General features: G+C 66.3%; 17 protein-coding genes. 9 read left to right on the top strand and 8 right to left on the bottom strand.

Annotated elements, in window-relative coordinates:
• Window positions 1-656 precede the first annotated feature (656 nt).
• From LGR54_RS17765 to LGR54_RS17755, 3 genes are all read left to right on the top strand, one after another.
• Window positions 657-1,112 (top strand): hypothetical protein, encoded by a 456-nt coding sequence (locus LGR54_RS17765; protein ID WP_230363322.1) that lies wholly within the window; start codon window positions 657-659, stop codon window positions 1,110-1,112.
• 187 nt (window positions 1,113-1,299) lie between these two features.
• Window positions 1,300-2,802, top strand: a complete 1,503-nt coding sequence (locus LGR54_RS17760) for an MFS transporter (protein ID WP_230363321.1) — start codon at window positions 1,300-1,302, stop codon at window positions 2,800-2,802.
• Window positions 2,803-3,122: 320 nt separating this feature from the next.
• Window positions 3,123-4,382: an AGE family epimerase/isomerase gene (locus LGR54_RS17755; RefSeq protein ID WP_230363493.1), complete on the top strand. Its 1,260-nt coding sequence runs from the start codon at window positions 3,123-3,125 to the stop codon at window positions 4,380-4,382.
• 188 nt (window positions 4,383-4,570) lie between these two features.
• On the opposite strand, the gene LGR54_RS17750 is transcribed toward LGR54_RS17755, so the two are convergent.
• From LGR54_RS17750 to LGR54_RS17740, 3 genes are read right to left on the bottom strand one after another with little or no spacing between them, the layout of a single operon-like run.
• Window positions 4,571-5,563 carry a PfkB family carbohydrate kinase gene (locus LGR54_RS17750; protein ID WP_230363320.1) on the bottom strand — a complete coding sequence of 331 codons (993 nt, stop codon included), beginning with the start codon at window positions 5,561-5,563 and terminating at the stop codon, window positions 4,571-4,573.
• Window positions 5,560-6,003, bottom strand: a complete 444-nt coding sequence (locus LGR54_RS17745; protein ID WP_230363319.1) for an RbsD/FucU family protein — start codon at window positions 6,001-6,003, stop codon at window positions 5,560-5,562. The genes LGR54_RS17750 and LGR54_RS17745 overlap by 4 nt, the downstream gene beginning before the upstream one ends.
• Window positions 6,004-6,006: 3 nt before the next feature.
• Complete coding sequence (locus tag LGR54_RS17740) at window positions 6,007-7,248, bottom strand: ROK family transcriptional regulator (protein WP_230363318.1); 1,242 nt, start codon at window positions 7,246-7,248, stop codon at window positions 6,007-6,009.
• A gap of 216 nt (window positions 7,249-7,464) precedes the next feature.
• On the opposite strand from LGR54_RS17740, the gene LGR54_RS17735 reads away from it, so the two are divergent.
• The 4 genes from LGR54_RS17735 to LGR54_RS17720 all read left to right on the top strand — a co-directional run bounded on the left by LGR54_RS17735 (window position 7,465) and on the right by LGR54_RS17720 (window position 11,122).
• A complete protein-coding gene (locus tag LGR54_RS17735; RefSeq protein WP_230363317.1) occupies window positions 7,465-8,514 on the top strand; it encodes a sugar ABC transporter substrate-binding protein in 1,050 nt (349 codons plus the stop codon).
• Between the two features lie 160 nt (window positions 8,515-8,674).
• Window positions 8,675-9,775, top strand: coding sequence for an ABC transporter permease (locus LGR54_RS17730; protein WP_230363316.1), 1,101 nt, complete (start codon window positions 8,675-8,677; stop codon window positions 9,773-9,775).
• Window positions 9,776-9,807: 32 nt separating this feature from the next.
• Window positions 9,808-10,602: an ATP-binding cassette domain-containing protein gene (locus LGR54_RS17725; RefSeq protein ID WP_230363315.1), complete on the top strand. Its 795-nt coding sequence runs from the start codon at window positions 9,808-9,810 to the stop codon at window positions 10,600-10,602.
• Window positions 10,603-10,894: 292 nt separating this feature from the next.
• Window positions 10,895-11,122 carry a DUF1127 domain-containing protein gene (locus LGR54_RS17720; protein WP_230363314.1) on the top strand — a complete coding sequence of 76 codons (228 nt, stop codon included), beginning with the start codon at window positions 10,895-10,897 and terminating at the stop codon, window positions 11,120-11,122.
• A gap of 185 nt (window positions 11,123-11,307) precedes the next feature.
• Here LGR54_RS17720 and aroE read toward each other — a convergent pair whose 3' ends face one another.
• Window positions 11,308-12,156 carry a shikimate dehydrogenase gene (gene aroE, locus LGR54_RS17715; protein WP_230363313.1) on the bottom strand — a complete coding sequence of 283 codons (849 nt, stop codon included), beginning with the start codon at window positions 12,154-12,156 and terminating at the stop codon, window positions 11,308-11,310.
• 22 nt (window positions 12,157-12,178) lie between these two features.
• Complete coding sequence (locus tag LGR54_RS17710) at window positions 12,179-13,744, bottom strand: GMC oxidoreductase (protein ID WP_230363312.1); 1,566 nt, start codon at window positions 13,742-13,744, stop codon at window positions 12,179-12,181.
• A gap of 136 nt (window positions 13,745-13,880) precedes the next feature.
• Between LGR54_RS17710 and LGR54_RS17705 the strand changes: the two genes are divergently transcribed.
• Both LGR54_RS17705 and LGR54_RS17700 read left to right on the top strand, forming a co-directional pair.
• On the top strand, window positions 13,881-14,741 hold the full coding sequence (locus LGR54_RS17705; RefSeq protein ID WP_230363311.1) for an AraC family transcriptional regulator: 861 nt from the start codon (window positions 13,881-13,883) through the stop codon (window positions 14,739-14,741).
• Between the two features lie 8 nt (window positions 14,742-14,749).
• Window positions 14,750-15,736, top strand: coding sequence for an oxygenase MpaB family protein (locus tag LGR54_RS17700; RefSeq protein ID WP_230363310.1), 987 nt, complete (start codon window positions 14,750-14,752; stop codon window positions 15,734-15,736).
• A gap of 669 nt (window positions 15,737-16,405) precedes the next feature.
• On the opposite strand, the gene LGR54_RS17695 is transcribed toward LGR54_RS17700, so the two are convergent.
• From LGR54_RS17695 to LGR54_RS17685, 3 genes are read right to left on the bottom strand one after another with little or no spacing between them, the layout of a single operon-like run.
• Entirely contained in the window at window positions 16,406-17,758 is a 1,353-nt protein-coding gene (locus LGR54_RS17695) for an LLM class flavin-dependent oxidoreductase (RefSeq protein WP_230363309.1), read from the bottom strand.
• 20 nt (window positions 17,759-17,778) lie between these two features.
• Window positions 17,779-18,531 carry an ABC transporter ATP-binding protein gene (locus LGR54_RS17690; RefSeq protein ID WP_230363308.1) on the bottom strand — a complete coding sequence of 251 codons (753 nt, stop codon included), beginning with the start codon at window positions 18,529-18,531 and terminating at the stop codon, window positions 17,779-17,781.
• The gene (locus LGR54_RS17685) at window positions 18,528-19,400 is read right to left on the bottom strand and encodes an ABC transporter permease (RefSeq protein WP_230363307.1); all 873 of its coding nucleotides are present in this window, start codon (window positions 19,398-19,400) and stop codon (window positions 18,528-18,530) included. Before LGR54_RS17685 ends, LGR54_RS17690 begins: the two co-directional genes overlap by 4 nt.
• Between the last annotated feature and the right edge of the window lie 29 nt (window positions 19,401-19,429).

The raw sequence follows: 19,429 nt of genomic DNA, 5'->3' as shown, positions 1-19,429 counted from the left end.
AGGGCCACAACTAGGACCAACGAAATTAATCACATAAATGATATAGTAAAATCATCTAGTTAAGACGTTTTTATGGATGACGCTCTCTCCGCCAGCCTTATGTGTAATTTATTGAAATCGTTGATATTTTACTGACGCTGGGATTCTAGCCCCACTTCAGGCCCCATTCCTCATGTGGGATAAGCGGGGATAGGCTGGGCGGCGCCGCGCGTTGGTTGATCACGGACGCGAACTGGTCCCCTGCCGGGCCCGTAGACACGAGGTTACGCTAGTCTGACCCGCTCCTCGAACTTGACGGGGCTCAGATAGCCGAGGGTCGAGTGCCTGCAATTGTAGAGGCACTCGACTGTCAAACGGCGTTGACGCTGAACATCTCATCTCGGTGCCCACGAAACCGGCGGCAGGCCATCCCGCCAAGAGCTGACATCTGCGGCGCGCCATAAGCGGAATTTGGCTCCCTACCCAAGAGCAGCCGTTCAGGCGGCGCTCCGGGCAAAAAGCCTCCAGCGCAGAGGTCCTCGGTGCCTTTGCCGCCTCGTCTTGGATGCGCGTCACGCGATCTATGACGAGGCGGTCGGCTCTATGTCATTCCGATACCTTCGAGAATGAGATAAAATTGTTTTCGACTCAAAATCAAACAATGCGATGAGGAAACTATGAAGGCTCTGGGTTGGTTCCTGCTCTGCAATGTGATGACGATTTCTGCGGCCGCCGCGCAAACCCCTGACATGAAGGGGGATTGGGTCGGCAAGACCAACACGATCATTGCCGGCGTCGGCGGACCGCATTGGCCGGACAGCAAGGGCACCTGGGAAAAACCGCTGCTGGCGCAGCGGGACATCACACTGCGCATCATTGGTCAGGAGGACCGCCGTTTCTGGGGCGAAAGCATCATTGCTGGCGACGCATCCTCTGGCGGCACGGTCACAACAGAACCTTTTATCGGAACCGTCTCGAAAGGTGGCGACAAGGTGATGATGGCCGATACCGACGGCTATTTCGTCGGGGACCTGTCCGGCACCACGCTTTCCTATTGCTATCTTCAGGCTGGCGCCCGGCAAGCCAATGACAAGCCGGCCGTCGCAACCTGCAATGACGTGACGAAACGCTGATTGCTCCGACACGACGGTCGCCCTGCTCTTCTCTTCCTTGTGAGAGTGGGGCCATTCGTCTTCAAGCCATGCAGGCGTGCTCCCCCTCTCGGAAGCGACGCCGATACGCACCGAACGCCTCGACACTGTCGGCAGGAGCACATGCGCCCGCCGGGAAGATGTAGTCCCCCGGCCATTTGGTGATTGAATGTCGCCCCTCATCGACCGGCTCACGAATGAGCCAGCGCCTCTCGCCTGGCTGGAGCGTCAGGCCTGGCATTCCTGGCTTGTCGTCGCCTTGGTCTCGATGGGCGCGTTTGTCGGGCAGCTCGACGCCACCATCGTTCAACTCGCCCTGCCGGATCTCGGGCGCTATTTCGACGCGCCGCTCCAACATGTGAGCTGGATCGCGCTGTCCTATCTCGCAGCCTTCGTGTCGTTCCTGCCGATCTTTGGCCGCCTGTGTGAAATGTTCGGCCGCAAGACGCTGTATATTGCCGGCTACCTCATTTTCATCCTCGCCAGTGCCCTGTGCGGCTTTGCGTCCAGTTTCGAGCAATTGGTGATCTTCCGCTTCCTGCAGGGGGTGGGTGGTTCGCTCCTCGGCGCCAACAGTATTTCGATCCTGGTGAAGACGGTCTCGCCGGCGCAGCGAGGACGGGCGCTTGGCTGGTTCGCGGCCGCTCAGGCGGTGGGCATGAGCGCGGGCCCGGTGCTGGGCGGGGTGGTTCTCGCGACGCTTGGCTGGCGATGGATCTTCTGGCTCACCGTTCCGTTCGGCGCCTTGGCCGTCGTCATTGGCTGGCTGGCGTTGCCGCGAAGTGCCGGCACGCGGCCGGACCGTGTCTTCGACTGGGGCGGAGCGTTGCTGATCGGCCCGGCGCTCATGCTGATCGTCGCGGTGCTCAACCATGTCTCGACCTGGGGGCTGAGTTCCCCGGCAACGCTCGGCAGTCTCGCCACGGCCGCTCTGTTGCTGATACTGCTGGTGCGGCGCGAACGTATCTTCCGGGCGCCGCTGATCGATCCCGAGCTGTTCCGGAACCTTGCGTTCTGCAGCGCGGCGGCCGGAGTGGCTCTCGGTTATGCGCAGCTGTTCGGCATGTTCTTTCTTATGTCCTTCGCGCAGGGGCACGGCTTCGGCGAGCCGCCCGGGACGGCCGGGCTTCACCTGGCCATCATTCCGGTGGCTATCGGGCTCACGGCACCGTTCAGCAGCACGATGAAGGAGCGGTTGGGCGAACGCCGGGTCGGCATGGTGGCGATGGCGCTGAGCTTCCTTGCCGTTGCCCTACTGTTTTCCACCCTCGGGCGGGTGGAGGACCACCGACTTTTCGACGGCATCGCCTACGCGCTGTTCGGCATCGGTCTCGGCCTCTTCATCGCACCCAATAACCAGGTGGCGATCGCGGCCGTGCCGCCCGATCTGTCGGGGCCTGCCGGTTCGCTGCTGAACCTGATGCGCGCGCTGGGAACCAGTCTCGGCGTCGCCGGCGGCGCGGCCATGCTGGCGCTGAATCTGGAAAGTCCCGATGGGGCCGCGCAAACATGGCTTTCCTCCAGCGGCGCGGACATGTTGACCGCGGTGCGCCACAGCTTGCCGCTGATTGGGGCGATCAGTGTGCTGGCGGGCCTCGCCGCTTGGTATGCCGCACGGAAGCTCGCGCGCCAAGGTGAGAGCCCCAAGGCAGCCTCGAGCAAAGCTGCCTGATTGATCGACGCAAGGATCTAGGGAGTTCGAATGGCGCTTTGATAACCCGGAGTTTTCCAGCGCCCGCTGGACCGAATGCGGGGGCGCTCCAAAATTCGACGGACACCACCTAAATCCAGAGGGAGTTTAGGGTCATCGGCCAAGCGCTTCGTGCGAAACGGCGACAGTCGAGATAGTGTCGTCTCTAACTTGGCTGACTGACGGAAATGCGCTGCATGGGGTACACCCTGCAGCCACGCTTATTGAAACAGCCTGATCAAAAATACAGCCGCGATTCAGCAATAATACGCAGCCTCTCCAAGATCTCATTTCTGGATCCCATGACAAACGATATGAAATCTCCTTCTTTCCAGAAATGGACGGCGAGCGCCTATCATCGCAACTGGCTTCTGGCACAGGCGAACGGCCTGTTCGAGTTCTTCCAGCACAACTCGATCAACCCAAAGGGCGGCTTCTACGATCTCGACGACATCGGCCGGCCCCTCAATGCCGGCGGCCAGGTTCGTCCGATTCATATTGCCGCGCGTGCCGTGCACTGCTTCGCCATCGGCACTCTACTGGGACGCCCCGGCGCGGCGGCCGTGGTCGATCACGGCATGCAGTATATTTGGAATCATCATCGCGACACCAGGAATGGCGGCTATTTCTGGTCGCTCGACGACAATGGTCCTGTTGACACCAGCAAGCAGGGCTATGGTCATGCCTTCGTTCTGCTTGCGGCCTCCTCTGCGAAGACCATAGGCCACCCGCTCGCCGACGCCATGCTTGCCGACATCACGGAGGTCCTGAACACCAGGTTCTGGGAAGGCAAGCACAACGCCATCGCCGAGGAGTTTACCGCCGACTGGCAGGCGCTCGGCAGCGACGATTACCGTGGCCAGAATTCCAATATGCATTTGACGGAGGCGTTAATGGCCGCCTTCGAAGCGACCGGCGACCGCAGCTATCTCGCCAAGGCCGAAAGCATTGCCGACCTCGTCATCCGCCGCATCGCCGGCAGTGTCGGCTGGCGCGTGGCCGAGCATTTCAGTGCCGACTGGGATCTCAACGCGCATTACTATCATCCGAACGAGATGTTCCGCCCCGCCGGCACCACACCCGGCCACTGGCTGGAATGGGCGCGGCTCATCCTGCAGCTTTGGGGTCTTGGCGGCAGGAAGCACGACTGGATGCCGATTGCGGCCAAGAATCTGTTCTCGCAATCCATCGTGCTTGGTTGGGACGAAGAGAAGGGCGGGTTCTTCTATACGCTCGACTGGAACGACAGGCCCGACAAGCGCAACAAGCTGTGGTGGCCCGCCTGCGAAGGCGCCGGCGCGGCGCACTTCCTGAACGAGCATCTTCCCAGCAATTTTCACGAGGAATACTACCGCAAGATCTGGGACCTGATCGAGCGCGTCTTCATCGACCACAAGAACGGCGGCTGGCATGAGGAACTGACGGAAGATCTCGTGCCCTCGCACACGCTGTTCCCGGGCAAGGGCGACATCTATCACGCCCTGCAGGCCTGCCTCATCCCGCTCTTCCCGGCAACCGGTAGCCTGACGAAGGTGATCGCCGAGGCTAACGGCAAGATCTGAAACGAGTGCGGGGGATGCGCGCGTGGCGCCGGGCACGAAATGGACCGGTACCATCGGCTTCGGATCAGGCCCGGAATTGCAGGCCTTTGTACCTGGGACGCCGCCGGGAACCCGAAAGCGTCAGACCGCTTCGGCCACCAGAAGCGAAACAACATCCGCCGTCGCGAACATCGTCATGAGCCGTCGGTTCAGATGCCGCACAAGGCCGCAGCGACCGTGCCGGGCAAGGCGGCCGGCGCGCTCAGCACCGCCTCGATATCCGCGCGGCGAGGCAGGTCGGCGCCACGGCGGGTGATGGTCACCGCCGCCGCGGCTGTCGCATAGGCGAGGAGGTCGCCGATCGCCTCGGCATCCAGCGCAGCGATGGCGGTTTCGTCGAGCCGGCCGGTGGCTGCGAGGCGGGCGAGCAGCGCGGCGTGGAACGTGTCGCCGGCGCCGACCGTGTCGCGCACGCTCACCTCACGACCCGGCACGCTCACCGTGCCGGCGGCGCCGAAGGCGACCGCCCCAGCGGCACCGCGGGTGATCACCACCAGCCGGGCGCCGAGGCCGAGCCAGTAGGCGGCAGCATCGGCAAGCGAGGTGTCTTCGCCCAGCGCGGTGCGGACATCCTCGTCGCTCGCCTTGACGAGGGTGGCGCAGCGGTAGAAGCGCTCGGCGGCGGCGCCCCAGCGCTTCATGTCGCGCACCACGGTCGGGCGCACATTGGGGTCGACGCTGATCACCCGGCGCCCCTTCTCGCGTTCGGCGAGCAGGGCATAGGTCGAACCCACCGGCTCCACCACTATGGTGTAGGAACCGAAGGTGAGCGCGCGCACCTCGTCCGGCAGCTGCGACGGCAGATCTTCCGGCGTCAGCGAGCGGTCGGCCGCTGCCTCGCCATGGAAGGAATAGCTCGGCTGTCCGTCCGGGGCGGTGGCGATGGCCGAGAGGGTGGACAGCCGGTCGGTGCGCACGATGAAACGTGTATCGACCCCCTCGCACTCGAGAATGTCCGCGAGCAGCCCGCCGAAGCGGTCGCGCGAGATGCCGCCGAGAAAGGCGGCGCGCGCGCCCTGCCGCGCGAGGCCGATGGCGACGTTGAAGGGCGAGCCGCCGGCGACCGCGCGGGCCGGCATCTCGGTGCCCTCCGGCGGGCCGACGAACAGGTCGATGAGCGCCTCTCCGCAGACCAGTATCATGCCGCGGCTCCCTCCGGCCGGATGACGCCCTTGCGCAGGATGATGTTGCCGTAGAGCCGTCGCTCGCCCGAGGCGACGATGGCATAGGCGGCGCGGATGCGGTCGTAGAACGGCTCGCCGGAGATCGGCACCAGCTGGAAGCCGGGCTCGCGGCGATCGATGATCCGCGTGAACTCGACGAACACCTCCTCCAGTCGCCCGCAGTCGCCATGGGCGCACGGGCGGAAGGCGGCGTGTTCGACCGCCGCGTCGAGCGGCATTAGCGACAGCACCGCATCGAGGATCGCCGGGGCGGAATGTCCGTCCATGCGGACGAGGCGCCGAGCATGGGCGTCGGCCGGATAATTGGCGTCGACGATGGCGATCTCGTCGCCATGCCCCATGGCCCGCAATATCCTGAGCAGGTCGGGGCCGATGAGCGGATCGATGCCCTTGAGCATGGTCTATTCCTTGAAGAGAACGTCGAAATCGCGCGCGAAGGTGGCGAGCAGCGGCAGCGCGGCGCCGCCGATGGCGCGGGCGTCACGCCCGACCGAGCCTTCCACCACCACGGCGTCGGTCAGGCCCTGGCGGTCGATGGCGGCGAGCCGCTGGCGGGTCCGCTCGACAAGACGGGTCCGCACATCGGTGGGAAAGGCGCCGTCGATCACGATCGCCTCGAAATCGATCACCGACAGCATGGCGGCAATGGCCTGCGCCAGGCCGTCGGCCGCCTCGTCGATCCAGTCTTCCAGCGGTTCGGCGAATTTCGACCAGTCGTCCGGGGACAGCCAGATGTCGGTGCCGGGAAGGCCACGGGCGATCAGCCGTCGCTCCAGCCGGTAGATGGACGCGGTGCGGATGAGCTGTTGCAGGCTGGCCGTGCCGTCCGCCTCGTGCCGCAGGATCGGCATCGAGCCGAGCGCGCCGGCATTGCCCGAGCGGCCGGGGAACAGGCTGCCATTCAGCACGATGCCGCCGCCGATGAAGGTGCCGATATAGAGATAGGCGAAGTCGTGGAACGCCGCCCCACGGCCGAAGGTCAGCTCGGCGGCGCAGGCGGAAGTGGCGTCGTTGCACATGCGCACCGGCCAGTCCGGGAACAGCTGCCCAAGCTCCCGCGTGACGTCGAAGGTCCGCCAGCCGGCAAGCGCGCCGGGCGAGGTTTCGAGGTCGGCTTCCCAGTTCCACAGCTCGAAGGGCATGGCCACGCCGATGCCGGTGACGCGGGCGCGCTGCTCCTCGGTGAGCACGGCGGTCAGCCGGGGAATCTCCCGTTCCGCGAAGTCCAGCAGCGTCTGCGGCAGCGGATAGGCGTAGGTGAGCCGGGCGCGGGCGCGGATGCCGGCGGTGAAGTCCATCAGCACCAGATCGGAGGAGCGCCGGCCGATCATCAGCCCAAGGCCGAAGGCGCCGTCCGGATTCAGCGAGAACGGCACCGAGGGCTGGCCGATGCGCCCGCGCTGGCGCTCGCCAGCCGTCAGCAGGCCATCCGCGTGCAGCCGGTTCATGATCACAGTGGTGGTCTGGGTGGAGAGGCCGGTCAGGCGGGCGATATCGACCTTGCCGAGCGCCCGGTGCCGGCGGATCAACGAGAGGATGACCCGCTCATTGTAGAGCCGCACGCCGGTCGGGTTGGTGCCGCGGCCGGCAGGGGAGAGCGGCACGGACTCGTCCGGAATCGGAAAGGCCGCCGTCTCGTCCATGCTCCCTGTGCTCCTCACCGTCTTGTTCTCGCGCCGCCGCTTCATCGGGCAGGTCTATCGTCGAAAGGATGAGGCAGGCAAGTTGGGTCTGTCAATTATTAAATCTGAGTGATTTATTTATTGACAGAGGTTCGACCCTGCGGCTTCATGAAAGCGTCAAAGAGCACGTCGCGGGGCAAACCTGCGCGATTTCACATCGTCCCAAGGGAGGGAAGAATGCGCCGTTCGTTCCGACATCACCTTGTTTTCTCGGCGGTTTCCGCCGTCGCACTCGCCAGTGCCACGCTTGCGGGCGCCGGGCTTGCCGCCGCTGCCGACAAGCCGATCGTCGGCATCATCACCAAGACCAACACCAACCCCTTCTTCGTGAAGATGAAGGAGGGCGCGCAGGCCAAGGCCGACGAGCTCGGCATGGAATTGCGCTCCTTCGCCGGCAAGGTCGACGGCGACAACGACTCGCAGGTCGCGGCAGTGGAGAACCTCATCGCCGCCGGCGCCAAGGGCATTCTGATCACGCCGAGCGACTCGCGCGCCATCGTGCCCTCCATCGAGAAGGCCCGCGCCGCCGGCATCCTGGTCATCGCCCTCGATACGCAGCTCGATCCGCCGAACGCCGCCGACGCCACCTTCGCCACCGATAATTTCCTCGCCGGCGAGCTGATCGGCCAATGGGCGGCCAAGTCACTGGGCGAGAAGGCCGGCTCCGCCAAGATCGCGCTACTCGACCTGAGCGTGAACCAGGTCTCGGTCGACGTCTCCCGCGACCAGGGCTTCATGAAGGGCTTCGGCATCGATCTCGCCAATCCGGCGCTGATCGGCGACGAGAAGGACAAGCGCATCGTCGGCCACGACACCACCCTCGGCAACGAGGAAGGCGGCCGGAAGGCGATGGAGAACCTGCTCCAGAAGGACCCCGAGGTTTCGGTGGTCTACACGATCAACGAACCGGCGGCGGCCGGCGCCTATGAAGCGCTGAAGTCGGTCGGCCGCGACAAGGACGTGCTGATCGTCTCGGTCGACGGCGGCTGCCCGGGCGTGCGTAACGTCGCCGACGGCGTCATCGGCGCCACCTCCATGCAGTTCCCGCTGCTGATGGCGTCCAAGGGCATCGAGGCGGTGAAGGCCTTTGCCGATACCGGCGCCAAGCCGCAGGCTACCCCCGGCCTCGACTTCGTGAACACCGGCGTCGAGCTCGTCACCGACAAGCCGGTGCCCGGCATCAAGTCGATCCCGTCCTCGGAAGCACTGAAGAAGTGCTGGGGCTGATCGCTCTCCGCGCCGTCCCCCGGACGGCGCGGATGGTCTGACATTGTGCCGCCCCGGCGGCACGGATCGTCCATGTGAATCAACCGAGAGGCTCCTGCCGGGAGCCTCTCCCGGCCCCGTGCGTCGCCAGCGCGAAGCCGGTCTGCGGGAGGGTATGGCGATGACCGATGTGAGCAGTTCCGGCGCGAATCCTTCGGGTCACCCGGCGATGCAGGCTTTCGAGCAGGTGCTCGAAAAGCGCGAGAGCCGTGTTGCCGAGTTCGACGTCGCGCCCAAATCGCCGCTTCAGCGCGTGCAGCATTTCCTGCACGCCAACCCGACCGCGGTGCCGGCCATCGTGCTGGCGCTCGGCATCCTCGGCTTCAGCCTGATCGTGGGCGGCCGCTTCCTGTCGTCCTTCAACCTGTCGCTGATCATCCAGCAGGTGACGATCATCGGCATCATCGGCATCGCCCAGACGCTGATCGTCATCACCGCCGGCATCGATCTGTCGGTCGGCGCCATCATGGTGCTGTGCTCGGTGGTGATGGGCAAGCTGGCGGTGACGCTCGGGGTTCCGGCGCCGCTCGCCTTCATGATGGGCATCATGGTCGGCGGCGGCTGCGGCGCCATCAACGGCGTGCTGGTGACGCGGCTGAGGCTGCCGCCCTTCATCGTCACGCTCGGCACCTGGTCGATCTTCTTCGCGCTGAACCTCTGGTACTCGGCCTCCGAGACCATCCGCTCGCAGGACGTCGCCAAGGCGGCGCCGTTCCTCCAGTTCCTCGGTACGCCGGTGGACGTGCTCGGCGCGCGCTTCACCTACGGCTCCTTCTTCCTGCTGGGGCTGATCGCGCTGGTCTGGTACGTGCTGAACCGCACCGCCTTCGGCCGGCATCTCTACGCGGTGGGCGACGACCCGGCGGCGGCCGAGCTCTCCGGCATCCGTACCCGCAAGGTGCTGTTCACCGTCTATGTCGCGGCGGGCGTCATCTGCGCGCTCGGCGCCTGGGCGCTGATCGGGCGCATCGGCTCGGTCTCGCCGCAGGCCGGCCAGACCGCCAATCTCGACAGCATCACCGCGGTGGTGATCGGCGGCGCCAGCCTGTTCGGCGGACGCGGCTCGATCATCGGAACCCTCATCGGCGCGCTCATCGTCGGCGTGTTCCGCAACGGCCTCGCGCTCTCCGGTGTCGACGTGCTGTGGCAGGAATTCACCGTCGGCATCCTCATCATCGTCGCGGTCGCCCTCGACCAGTGGATCCGCAAGGTGTCGGCATGATCACCAACACGGTTCTCACGGAGCTGAAGACCATGTCCAAGCCCGCTGCCCCCATCACCCCCGTCCTCTCCGCCCGTGGCCTCGTGAAGCGCTACGGCCGTGTCACCGCCATGGACCGCGCCGATTTCGACCTCTATCCCGGCGAGATCCTGGCGGTGATCGGCGACAACGGCGCCGGCAAGTCCTCGTTGATCAAGGCGCTGTCCGGCGCCCTGATCCCCGACGAAGGCGAGATCCGGCTCGATGGCGAGGTGACGAAGTTCGGCTCGCCGATGGACGCCCAGCGGGCCGGCATCGAGACGGTGCACCAGTCGCTGGCGCTCTCGCCCAGCCTGTCGATCGCCGACAACATGTTCCTCGGCCGCGAGATGCGCCGCCCCGGCATGCTCGGTTCGGTGTTCCGCATGCTCGACCGGCCGGCGATGCAGAAGATCGCCCGCGACAAGCTCAACGAGCTCGGTCTGATGACGGTGCAGAGCATCAACCAGCCGGTGGAGACGCTCTCGGGCGGCCAGCGGCAGGGCGTGGCGGTGGCGCGCGCCGCCGCCTTCGGCTCGCGCGTCGTCATCATGGACGAGCCGACCGCCGCGCTCGGTGTCAAGGAATCCCGCCGGGTGCTGGAGTTGATCCTCGAGGTGCGTTCGCGCGGCCTGCCGATCGTGCTGATCAGCCACAACATGCCGCATGTGTTCGAGATCGCCGACCGCATCCACATCCACCGGCTCGGCCGCCGGCTCTGCGTCATCAACCCGAAGGACTACACCATGTCCGATGCGGTGGCCTTCATGACCGGCGCCAAGGCCCCGGCGGAGGAATTGGCGGCCTAGGGCAGGACGAAGACGGAGCGCCTTCCCGCGATCCGCCGTTCCAGCCGATCGGTAACAGCTCCGGGGGCCGGAAACCTCCCCGCCCCCCGAGATCGTGGGCCGTCTCCCGCCGGACCCGCGTGGTGCCGCCGACCCGCTTGCGCCAAAGCGGGTCGGCGGATTTTTTCCGGCTTTCCGAGTCCGATCAGAACGCATGGCTCCGGCGCGGATTTTGCGCTTCTGCGATGCTGCGCTGCACACTATGTTCCCCGCTGTTTGCTGCTATGCAGCATGAAGCAATAGGAGAACTATCGTGCAGATCGCTCAGATCGGCATCGCCCTGCGGACAGCCTTCGCTCGGCACCTCGTCTATAAGCGGGTCGTGGCCGAGCTTGCGGCCCATACCGACCGTCAGCTGGCCGATTTCGGCCTCCGCCGCTGCGACATCCCGGCCTTCGCCCGGCAGGCGGCCGGCAAAGCGGTCGAAGCCGTTCCGGCGCTTACGCGGCAGCCGCGTTTGCACGTCGTCCACGCCGGCTGACACTGTTCTGCGCGCAGAGAGGTGCTGCTGCCCCGCAGTATCGAAGCGTCGCGAGAGCTGGCTTTCCGCCGATCACGGCCATAATTGGTCGCCGGGTCGGCTGGACGTGAGACCATCCTCTGGCCTGTGATCCCGTCCTTGAACGCATCAACGGTTGGATCGGGAATGTCACTCCCCGCAAGCCGTCACAGCTTGAGGTCGAGCAGCGCCTGGCGCATGACGGCCGGATCGGCATCGATGCCGGTCCAGTATTTGATGCCGATCACCCCCTGTCCCACCAGCATGCCGAGCCCGTCCACCGTCCGGCAGCCGCGCGCCTGCGCGGCTTTCAGAAGCCGCGTCAGCGGCGGGTTGTGAATGCCGTCGGCGACCACCATGCTCGGCATCAGCGTGTCGGTGTCGAGGTCGAGGGTTTCCTCCACCTTGGGGAAAAGCCCGATCGAGGTGGCGTTGATGACGATGTCGGTGCCCCCCGGCACCTGAAACGTCTCCTCCCAGGCGATGTAGTCGGCGGCCGCCCCGGTGCGGGCATTCAGCAGTCCCGCCACCTCCTCGCCGCGCGCGCGGCCCCGATTGACCACGCGGATGCGGGCGGCGCCGGCCAGTGCGAGCTCGACGCCGACCGCCCGCGCCGCGCCGCCGGCGCCGAACAGCACCACCGTCTTGCCGGCCGGGTCGACCACTTCGGAAAGCGCCTTCACGAAGCCCTTGCCGTCGGTGTTCTCGCCGATCAGTTCGTCTCCCCGGCGCACGATGGTGTTCACCGCGCCGATGATCTTCGCCGACTCGCCAAGTCCGTCGAGATGCTCGATCACCGCCACCTTGTGCGGGATGGAGCAGTTGAATCCGCGCCAGCCCATCGCCCGCGCGCCACGTACCGCATTACCCAGCGCCTCGGGGGCGACCTCGCAATTGATGTAGCGCCAGTCGAGCCCATGATGGCGATAGGCCGCCTCCACCATGGCGACGGTCGGATTCTCCGCCGCCGGCATGGCGAAGGATCCGGTGAGCGGCTGCAGGAAGTTGTGGGACATCGCAAAGCTCCGATGGGAAAGGTCACGCAAAGGGAATGGCAGCCGGCGCGGCGGCGGAGGCACCGAACCAGTGCTCGCGCAGATGCCGCCCGACCCGCAGCGCCTGGGCCGCTACCGTCAGCGCCGGATTGACGGCGGCGGAGGACGGGAAGAAGCCCGCATCCACCACGTAGAGGTTGGGATGATCATGCGCCCGGCAGAAAGCGTCGAGCGCCGACGTTGCCGGATCCGTGCCCATGCGCACCGTGCCGCATTGGTGCGACGGACTCTCGGCGCCGAACCCATGCGTCAGCACCACGGGAAAACCGATGTCGTGCAATAGCTTCTTCGTGCGTGCCACGAAGCGGCGGTGCGGCGCGCGGTTGGTCGGCTGCCAGACCAACTCCGCGCGGTCGCCGGGCAGCGGACGGATGGTGCTGTCCCAATGCGGCAGATCCTCCGACATCGCTAGGAAATCGACGCTATGACGCGCCGTCCAGCGGCCGATCGGCCGTGGCAAGCGAGGATAGGCCGATCGGATCATCGGCTCCTGGATGTTGCCGAGCATCTGGATGTTGCCGAGCGGCACCGGATCGTCCGCCGCCCCGAAATAGAAGTCGTTGAGGCTCAGGGTCTTGGCATAGCGGGTTTCGTTGGCGGCGAACGGCATCAGCCCCATCAGCCCGGTCAGATGATGGTTCATGAAGTGGCGCCCGACCACGCCCGACCGATTTGCGAGCCCGTGCGGATGGCGCCCGTCTGCCGAGCGCAGCAGCAGCAGCGCTGAATTGAGGGCGCCCGCGCTCAGCACGAAGAGCGGCGCGCGCACGGTGAGGGTCTCGCCCTCATGCTCGATCTCGGCAGCGACGATGCGCGCACCCTGGTCGTCGGCGATCAGCCGCGTCACCCGCGCCTCGCTCCACAGCGTCACGTTCGGGTGCGCCAGCGCCGGGGCGAGCAGCCGCGTCTCGGCATCGCCCTTGGCGCCGAAACGGCAGGGAAACGCGTCGCAGGTGCCGCATCGCCGACACGCGCCGCCCGGCCGGAGATCGATGGCCGCAGGCATGTGGAAGGGATGGAGGCCACGCGCCCTCAGCTTCTCGGCGATCCGCCCGATCACCGGCTCATGCGGCACCGGCGGATAGGGAAAGGCCGCGGAGCGGGGAGGCTCGGTGGGATCCGTGCCGGCGTCGCCATGAACGCCGAACAGCTGCTCCGCCTCGACATAATGGGGTTCGAGATCGGCGTAGGAGATCGGCCAGGCCGGCGATACGCCTTCCTCGTGCTCCACCGCCTCGAAGTCGCGCTGGCGCAGGCGGAACATCGCCGTGCCGTAGAACTTGGTATGGCCGCCGACGAAATAGTACTGGCCCGGCCGGAAACGCCGGCCGCTCGCATCCTGCCAATCCTCGCGGGCCCGGTAGTGCTGCCGGACGAATACCGCCTCGGCGTCGGCGTTCTCGGGCTCAACCGGCAGGCGCGGCCCGCGTTCCAGCATGAGGATGCGTGCCCCGGTCGCGGCGAGCGACAGCGCGATCGCCGAGCCGCCGACCCCCGAGCCGATGACGACCACATCGGGCCGCATCGCCGCACCCGTCTTCCCGGCCATCGTACCCTCCTCGGCATCACGCTTCGCAGGACGCAGGCTAGCGAACCCAGCGGCTCCCCATATTCATCACCGCGGCATGTTCTTGTATGATCACCGCAACATTGGCCGCTCCGATGCGGCTTGGAGACTGGAGACGATGCGCCCCTGGTTCGAACGGGTCACTATTCCGCAGGGACAGTCCTGGCTGCTGTTCGACCGCCGTTTGCCGGAATTCCCGTTCAACTGGCACTACCATCCCGAATTCGAGCTGACGCTCACCGTCAACAGCCGCGGTATGCGTTTTGTCGGCGACCATGTGGAGACCTACGACGACGGCGACCTCGTCCTGCTCGGGCCGAACCTGCCGCATGCCTGGCAATCGCAGGCGGTCGTCGACGGCAAGGGACCGCACCGGGCCCTGGTGTGCTGGTTCACCCAGGACTGGATCGAGGCGATGATCACGCTGTCGCCGGAGCTCGCCTTGCTGCGACCGCTGCTCGCCGAATCGGGGCGTGGCGTCGTGTTCGGCCCGGCGACGGCCCGGGCGGCACGCGAGCGCCTCGCCGCCCTCGTTGAAACCCGCATCGAACAGCGGGTGCTCGACCTGCTGTCGATCCTCGTCGAGCTCAGCCGCGATCCGCACCGTGGCCATCTCGCCTCCGGTGCCGTCTCGCTCGGCGAAGTCGCGCGCGACAAGACCCGCATGGCGCGGGTGCTCGACTGGCTGCACGAACACTACACCCGACCGATCGAGCTGGCGCCGCTCGCGGAGATCGCGCATCTCAGCGCCAGCCAGCTGCAACGCATGTTCAAGCGCAGCACCCGCATGAGCATCTCCGCCTATGTCGCGCAGCTGCGCATCGGCCATGCCTGTGCCATGCTGGCACAGGGCGACCGGCCGATCGGTGTCATTGCCGACGAGGTCGGCTATGCCGACGGCGCGCACCTGACCCGCCAGTTCCACGCGGCCAAGGGCATGACTCCGCGTGCCTATAGAGCTCTGTTTCAGAATGCGTGACAGCCTCCGTGCCTGTCGAAAACCCCAGACGGTTGCCGACACCCTGTCCATTACCGCCCGAAGCCATCGATGCGACGGGCGGCACGATCACCGGGCGGGCACGGATTGAGCACAGACCTATTGGCGAGAAGGCGTTGATCGAGGTTCGCAAGGCGATAGAGCGCAACATCCGCCAGATGACCGGCGCCGGGGTGGTCAATTTCGATGAACCGCCGGGCGATCCCGGCCTGTTCGGCCCCGAATCCGTTGCGTGGAAAGTGCACGCGGATTTCGTGCCGATGATCGTCGGCGGGGTATCCGCCCTGATGACCCAGATGCTCCACCCCCTCGCCATCGCCGGGGTGTGGGACCATTCGAACTTTCGCGCCGACGTCATGGGCCGTCTGGCGCGTACCGCCCAATTTGTCGCCGGCACGACCTACGCCGCCCGGCCGACGGCCGAAGCGCTCATCGAGCGTGTGCGGCTGCGGCACATGAGCGTGGCCGGCAAGGACGCCTCTGGCCGGGAATACCGGGCGGACGATCCTGCCTTGCTGACCTGGATCCATGTTGCCGAGGTATCGGGTTTTCTGGCGTCCTACCGCACCTTCGTCGATCCGAAGATGAGCGAGGCGGAGCAGGACCAATATCTTCGCGAGATGGCCGTCATTGCCGAGATGCTGGGCGCGCGGGACGTGCCCGTCACCCTCGCGGCAGTCGGCGACTACCTATGCGGGATGCTGCCGCAGCTGCGCTTCGACCAGCGCACGCGAGACGTGCTGGAGGTGATCTCGACCGCGCCGGTCCAGTCCCCTGTGCTGGGCGTGTTTCGCCGTTTCGTGATGAGCGCCGGCGCCCAGCTGATGCCGCTTCCGGCGCGCGACTTGATCCCCTCGGGCGAGCGGCATCGCCTGGTCGGCGCGGTCCGGCTGATGGCATTGGCGACACCCGTGGGCCGCTGGGCGCTGCAAAACGGTGCCGCATCGAGGGCACGGCGGCGCGCAGCGGCGAAATAGTCCGTGCCCGCGTCGCAAGCCGTTCCGACCCAAGTCTGAGCCAACTACACCGTGGACCGGTACGCCCGCAATTTGGCGGGGCTGGTCAAGACGTTCGATCGCAGGGACGCGATCCTGGTCCAGCACAGGCCACAGCAGCGGAACGGCAGCGTGTTGCGGCTACCAGCCCAAACCTAGCCACCGGCAATCGGCCCCAACGCCGACGGTTGCAGTTCCTCTCAGGTCAGTTGCCGACCTTCCCACAAGCAGGTCTTCCTAAGGTCAGCAACCGGGTCACGCTCCCCGTTCCGTGTGCCAATATTTCTCCCTTAAGACCCGCCCCCTCCCACCAACAGCTCGACCAGCGTCATCTCGGGCGGCTGGGTGCCGTGGAGGATGTCGCGAACGAGCTGGCCTGGCGGGAAGGCGAGTGGGACAATGCCCGGAACGCCGCCACCCGTTCGGTCAGCGCGATCACACCAACCCGGGTCAAGGATTGTGTCAGATCCCACGCCAGCCAGCCGGTGGCCACGCGCGGCACCAGCTACCGGTCGCGGAGACAGCTTGGCCGGCGGCGGAGAGGATGAACAAGTAACCGGGCTGGCAGGCCGATAGTCGCGGCCCAGGTTGATCTCGGCGAAATCGCCTCTGCGCACAGGCTATCCCGTCACACAATCATCTGGTCGGACCTCAGGCGGCTGGGGCCTGAATGGCGGGAATGTCGAAGAACTGGCTGCCGGGACGGTCGAGCCCGTAATGGCCGCGTAGCGTGTCGGCCTCATAGGCGGTGCGGAACAGTCCTCGCCTCTGAAGCAGCGGCACCACTTCGTCGATGAAGGTTTCGAGATGCGCCGGCAGGATCGGCGGCATGACATTGAACCCATCCGCAGCGCCGGAGCGGAACCAGTCCTCGATATGGTCGGCGACCTGCTCCGGCGTACCGGCCATGGAGAAATGGCCACGCGCGCCGGCGAGACTGTGCAGCAGTTGCCGCAAGGTCGGCTTCTCGCGCTCCACCAGCGCCACGATGACATAAGCGCGGCTCTGCGCCGTCTGCACGGTCGCGGGATCGGGAAAATCGGCGCGGGTCAGCACCTTGTCGAGATCAAGCCGCGAAAAGTCATGCCCCCCGAAGCGGCCCGACAGACGCTCCAGCCCGACCTTCGGATCGGACAGTTCGTTGAGGTCGCGCAACAGGCGCTTCGCCTCCTCCTCGGTCGAGCCGATCACCGCGCTGATGCCCGGCAGGATGAGGATCTGGTCGGGCCGGCGGCCGAGACGGGCGGCCTGCCCCTTGATGTCGGCATAGAAATCCACAGCGGTGGATTTTTCGAGATGGGCGGTGAACACCGCTTCGGCATATCTGGCGGCGAAACGCCGGCCGGCCGTCGACGACCCCGCCTGCACATAGACAGGACGCCCCTGCGGCGAGCGCGGAATGTTCAACGGACCCGCAACCTTGTGGTGAGGGCCCGTGTGATCGATCCGGGTGATGCGGGCGGGGTCGGCGAAGTGCCCGCCGGCGCGGTCGTCGAGTACCGCGTCGTCGGCCCAGCTGTCCCACAGCTTGGTGACCGCCTCGAGGAAGTCGAAGGCACGGTCGTAGCGCTCGCCATGCTCGATCTGGTTATCGTGGCCGTAGTTCGGCCCGGCGCCCGGCACCCACGATGTGACGATGTTCCAGCCGACCCGGCCGGCGCTGATATGGTCGAGCGAGGCGAACTGCCGGGCGAGGTTGTAGGGCTCGGTGTAGGTGGTGGACGCCGTGCCGATGAGGCCGATCCGCTCGGTGGCGCCGGCGAGCGCCGCCAGCGTGGTGATCGGCTCCAGCCCGCCCTTGGCGGCATGGCTCACCTCCTCGCCGATGGCGAGCGCGTCGGCGAGGAAAACGGAATCGAACAGCCCTTTCTCCGCCGTCTGCGCGAGACCGCGATAATAGGCGATATCGGTCAGCGCCAGCGGCGTGGAGGCCGGATGCCGCCACGCCGTCTCATGATGGCCTCGGCCGTGGATGAACAGGTTGAGATGCAGCTTGCGCGACATGTGGGCAGGCTCCGGGAGCGTCAGATGGTCTCGGTCACGCCAAGCGCGCCGAGCAGGGTGGTGCGCAGCGTCGCGAAAGCGGGATCGGACGCGCGACGCGGATGAGCGATGCCGACCGGGCGGTCGAGGACGATACGGCCCTCGTCCATGACCAGCACGCGGTCGGCCAGGATGAGCGCCTCGTCCACATCGTGCGTGACCAGCACGATGGTCGGACGCTGGACGCCGACGAGGCGGAACAGCAATTGCTGCATCTTCAGCCGGGTCAGCGCATCAAGGGCACCGAAGGGCTCATCGGCCAAGAGCAGGTCCGGCCGGCGCACCAGTGAGCGCGCGAGCGCGACACGCTGCTGCTCGCCGCCGGAAAGCTGGTTCGGCCAGGCATCCGCCCGGCCTGCGAGGCCGACATCGGCGAGCACGGCTTCGGCCCGGGCGCGGGCGCCGGCATCCCGCACCCCGAGCAGGATGTTCTCGATGACGCTCTGCCAGGGCAGCAGCCGCGAATCCTGGAACAGCACCGAACGGTTGTCCGGCGCGTCGATCCGGCCGCCACCTTCCACATCATCGTCGAGATCGGCAATGGCGCGCAAAAGCGTGCTTTTGCCGGAACCGCTCTTGCCGATCAGCGCCACGAACTGTCCGGCGGGAATGTCGAGACTGATGCCGTCGAGTGCCGTGCGGCTGTCGAAGCGACGCACGACGTCACGGATGCGGACCGTCGCGTTCTCCCGCGGATCGACGAAATCGGGCACCAGGGTAGCAGCCGCACTCATGAGCCGAGCACCTTGCGATAGGCGAGCGCCCGGCGCTCGAGCGCACGGACCGCGAAATCGGAAGCGAGACCGAGAATGGCGTAGATCGCGAGCCCGACCACGATGATGTCGGTCTGGCCGTAGTCGCGGGCGCGGTTCATGAGATAACCGATGCCCTCGGTGGTGTTGATCTGCTCCAGCACCACCAGCGAGGTCCAGCACGCGGTGACCGCCAGCCGCAGCCCGGTGAAGAAGCCGGGCAGCGCTCCCGGCAACGCCACCTTGCGGACGAATTCGAGCCGCGTCAGCCCGACGGTGCGGGCGAGTTCGACATAGCGAAGGTCGATGCTGCGCAGCGCCGCATGAGTGTTGATGTAGATTGGCACCAGGACGGCGGTGGTGATGAGCGCCACCTTCATCGCGTCACCGATGCCGAGCCACAATATGGCGAGCGGGATGAGGGCAAGGGTGGGAATGGCGCGCTTGATCTGCACCGCGCCGTCGATGCTCGCTTCACCGGAGCGGGTGAGACCGGCGAGAAGCGCCAGCACGACACCGATGACCAGCCCGAGACCGAGCCCGGCATAGGCGCGCTGGGCAGAAGCGAGGAAATGCGCGGTGAGATCACCGTCCAGCAGCATCTCGAAACCGGTCACCGCCGCCGTGGACGGTGCGGCGAGCAGGCGCGGCGACAGCCAACCGACCTGCGAGGCGAACTCCCAGACCAGCACGAGCACCGCCGGCCCGATCAACAGCCCGGCCGGACCGAGCGTGCGCGGGGTCAGGCGGCGCGAACGTATCGAGCGTCGCGCAATCACGCGCCGGGCGGGCAGCGGAGCGGTGACCACCGAGACCGGCGCGATGTCGGACGGCTTGGCGTGAAGGGTCATCGTGACGTCCCCATGATCGGCCCTCGGAT

It is taken from the genome of Ancylobacter sp. Lp-2 (assembly GCF_020523795.1).
In the GTDB taxonomy this organism is placed as follows: Bacteria; Pseudomonadota; Alphaproteobacteria; order Rhizobiales; family Xanthobacteraceae; genus Ancylobacter.
The sequence above is the reverse complement of the archived record's forward strand: the minus strand, read 5'-3'. Positions and strand labels throughout refer to the sequence as shown.

Bases quoted from the DNA above. Each gene is read 5' to 3' on its own strand.
- LGR54_RS17765 (WP_230363322.1), top strand. From the start codon at position 657: ATGAAGGCTCTGGGTTGGTTCCTGCTCTGCAATGTGATGACGATTTCT.
- LGR54_RS17760 (WP_230363321.1), top strand. From the start codon at position 1,300: ATGTCGCCCCTCATCGACCGGCTCACGAATGAGCCAGCGCCTCTCGCC.
- LGR54_RS17755 (WP_230363493.1), top strand. From the start codon at position 3,123: ATGACAAACGATATGAAATCTCCTTCTTTCCAGAAATGGACGGCGAGC.
- LGR54_RS17750 (WP_230363320.1), bottom strand. From the start codon at position 5,563: ATGATACTGGTCTGCGGAGAGGCGCTCATCGACCTGTTCGTCGGCCCG.
- LGR54_RS17745 (WP_230363319.1), bottom strand. From the start codon at position 6,003: ATGCTCAAGGGCATCGATCCGCTCATCGGCCCCGACCTGCTCAGGATA.
- LGR54_RS17740 (WP_230363318.1), bottom strand. From the start codon at position 7,248: ATGGACGAGACGGCGGCCTTTCCGATTCCGGACGAGTCCGTGCCGCTC.
- LGR54_RS17735 (WP_230363317.1), top strand. From the start codon at position 7,465: ATGCGCCGTTCGTTCCGACATCACCTTGTTTTCTCGGCGGTTTCCGCC.
- LGR54_RS17730 (WP_230363316.1), top strand. From the start codon at position 8,675: ATGACCGATGTGAGCAGTTCCGGCGCGAATCCTTCGGGTCACCCGGCG.
- LGR54_RS17725 (WP_230363315.1), top strand. From the start codon at position 9,808: ATGTCCAAGCCCGCTGCCCCCATCACCCCCGTCCTCTCCGCCCGTGGC.
- aroE (WP_230363313.1), bottom strand. From the start codon at position 12,156: ATGTCCCACAACTTCCTGCAGCCGCTCACCGGATCCTTCGCCATGCCG.
- LGR54_RS17710 (WP_230363312.1), bottom strand. From the start codon at position 13,744: ATGGCCGGGAAGACGGGTGCGGCGATGCGGCCCGATGTGGTCGTCATC.
- LGR54_RS17705 (WP_230363311.1), top strand. From the start codon at position 13,881: ATGCGCCCCTGGTTCGAACGGGTCACTATTCCGCAGGGACAGTCCTGG.
- LGR54_RS17695 (WP_230363309.1), bottom strand. From the start codon at position 17,758: ATGTCGCGCAAGCTGCATCTCAACCTGTTCATCCACGGCCGAGGCCAT.
- LGR54_RS17690 (WP_230363308.1), bottom strand. From the start codon at position 18,531: ATGAGTGCGGCTGCTACCCTGGTGCCCGATTTCGTCGATCCGCGGGAG.
- LGR54_RS17685 (WP_230363307.1), bottom strand. From the start codon at position 19,400: ATGACCCTTCACGCCAAGCCGTCCGACATCGCGCCGGTCTCGGTGGTC.